Source organism: Guyparkeria halopsychrophila (genome assembly GCF_044582135.1).
Classification (GTDB): Bacteria; Pseudomonadota; Gammaproteobacteria; order Halothiobacillales; family Halothiobacillaceae; genus Guyparkeria.
In genome coordinates this window covers 1-2456 of sequence record NZ_JBDODP010000046.1, presented here as the reverse complement: position 1 = coordinate 2456, position 2456 = coordinate 1, and the positions used below count along the sequence as shown (strand labels likewise).

General features: G+C 61.6%; 2 protein-coding genes. Both read right to left on the bottom strand.

From position 1 onward, the window contains the following. Positions 1–7: 7 nt before the first annotated feature. Positions 8–895: a mechanosensitive ion channel domain-containing protein gene (locus ABGV18_RS11400; protein ID WP_396586138.1), complete on the bottom strand. Its 888-nt coding sequence runs from the start codon at positions 893–895 to the stop codon at positions 8–10. A gap of 294 nt (positions 896–1189) precedes the next feature. Next, the gene (locus ABGV18_RS11395) at positions 1190–2284 is read right to left on the bottom strand and encodes an ADP-ribosylglycohydrolase family protein (RefSeq protein ID WP_396586137.1); all 1095 of its coding nucleotides are present in this window, start codon (positions 2282–2284) and stop codon (positions 1190–1192) included. Positions 2285–2456 lie beyond the last annotated feature (172 nt).

Sequence of the window (2456 nt, the reverse complement as noted above, 5' to 3'; positions counted from 1 at the left end):
GCCCCGTTCACTCATCAACGATGCGAAGCGGCAGGGGATCGCTGATATCCAGGTGCACATCACGTTGTGGGAAGGCAATCACGATACCGTCTTCGGCAAACAGCTCATCGATACGGAATCGGATGGTCGATTGGAGTCGACGAAGGTCCGTCGCGACCTGAACACGCGTCCAGAAAAACACGGTGAACACCAGGCTGTTGTCGCCGAAGTCCTCGAACAGCACCTCGGGATTCGCCAAGCTATCGTCAATGGCCCTCTGCTCCATCGCGGCCTGCAACATCAGCTGTTCCACCCGGCGGGTGGGTGAGCCGTATGCCACGCCCACCGTCACCCCACCGCGCACCTCGTTGGACACCAGTGTCCAGTTGGTGACACGTTGCTCGAGAAAGTAACTGTTCGGCACCAGCACATGCACACCATCGAAACGCCGGATGCGCACGCAGCGATTCCCGATATCCTCGACGCGCCCTCTGTCGGTCTCCAGCTCGACGACATCGCCAATCCTGATGGGGTGTTCGACAAGCAGAATGATGCCCGAGATCAGGTTGTTGAGCAGGTTCTGGGCACCAAAACCCACGCCGATCGCCAGGGCGCCACCCAGGATGGCAAACACGGTAATCGGAATGCCGGCAATGGGGAGGGCCATGAGGACGATGGTCAGATAGCCCACGTAGGCGACCATCTTGCGGATCACGTGCGCCCGCTGGGCTGATACGCGCGAATCCTTGTCGATGCGACGCGATAGCGTGCCCCCCACGTAACGCACCAGGAAAAAGCCCAGAACAATGACGAGAAGCGCGATCACCAACTGGCTCAAGTGGATGGTCGTTTCGCCTGTCTGGTACAGAGGGGTCTGCCAGATAGACAACACCCCTTCTCCGAAACCTTCCTGCATGATTCGCTCCCCATAAATCAGCGCGCAAATCAGCGCGGCTTACGCCGCCCGTGGTGCTCATCCCATGTGGGTCCAGCCATCCGAACCCACACGAGGATCTTCAAGCTTACACCGCCCGACAGACAGCCCTGAGACCCACTGCGGGTCGCAAAGCGATAGAAAAGGCGGGCCTCCTTTTAAAGGTCAGGCGAAAAAACGCCCCAACAGGATCTGCGGCGCGACAGACGCCAGACCAAAAACCCCCGGCAAGGGCGACCCTGCCGGGGGGGCATCGCACGTCGACGTGAAAAGCCATCATGGAAGACCGTCGGCTGCCACCGCTGAGGCCACTTGCTCGGCCCGCTGCTGTAACTCGCCGACGTTTTCCAATCCGTCGATAAACCGCTGGGGGATTCCGCTGAGACCCACCTGTGCCCCCGTAAGCGCACCGGTCAGCATCGCCCGGGCCATGTTCTGGCCACCGCCATTGACCGCGTGCAATACCGCCGCCTCGAAATCATCGGCAAATCTTGCCGAGAGGTAGTAAGCCGCCGGAAGCTGGTGATAGATGGCGCAGGGCATGCCGTACACCAGGGAGACTTTCCAGGGCGGCTCGATTCGCACCCCGGGATCGCCAGCCGCTGCGGCGATGCAGGACGGTGTCAGCAGGGCATCGGGCGAGGCAAAACGGCCTGCCCGGGGTGGGTCCGACTGCCCCGGCTGGGGCGGCTGAAGATCATCGCTGGTGACGGCATGAAACGGCAAATCACCGCTTTTCACCCAAGCCATCAGCTTGTCGGAGATTTCCGTATCCAGGCGGTGCCCCTGAACCAGCAAAGCCAGCAGCGCACCGTACGCCACGGTCATGGAGACCACCGTTTCATCCACCTGGGTCAGGACGGTGTTGTCGGCAATGGCTGCCGCCAGTTTTTGGGGCTGAAGCGCATAGCGCACGGCAATGGCAAGTGTGCGCTCGATGGCTTCGGTGGTGTCGGCGTGGCCACCGACCTCACCCCACGGCAAGCCGTGCTCGACACGTTTTCGCCAGGCATCGCGGATGGATTGGCTGGTGTACCCGCCGGGACCCGAGGCCGGGGTGCCATCGAGCATTGGGAAGAGGTCGTCATCCAGACGTCGACAGAAATCCTCTTCGTCGTAACCATTCGCCTCCACCAGTGAACGCAGCATCAAGTCGAGGATGATCCCCGCCTGGGAGAGCTGACCTGCCTTGAGGCCCTCGTGGTATCGACCGGGCTTGGGGTCGGTGTAGCCGTCGATCCAGTCGCCGTAGTCCCGACGCAACTCGTCGAGGTTGTAGTACCAGTGCGGGCCGACCCCCAGGGCATCGCCGATGAAGGCTCCCATGATCGCGCCGGCGGCCCGGTCTTGGATATCGTCGCGATTGGTCATGGAGCCTCCGACGGTGGTTCGGTAAAGACGTCTCCGGCTATCGCTTACAAGCGTAGTCGCCACTCGAGTGGGCATCCATCAGCCGATACGGACGGCATATCGTGGGAAGAATTGTTTCGCACGCCGGTTGCGGCGGAGTGGTTATGAGCTACCGCCGTGCCCGGCGCGACGT

Coding starts and splice junctions, on each gene's coding strand:
- ABGV18_RS11400 (WP_396586138.1), bottom strand. CDS start 895: ATGCAGGAAGGTTTCGGAGAAGGGGTGTTGTCTATCTGGCAGACCCCT.
- ABGV18_RS11395 (WP_396586137.1), bottom strand. CDS start 2,284: ATGACCAATCGCGACGATATCCAAGACCGGGCCGCCGGCGCGATCATG.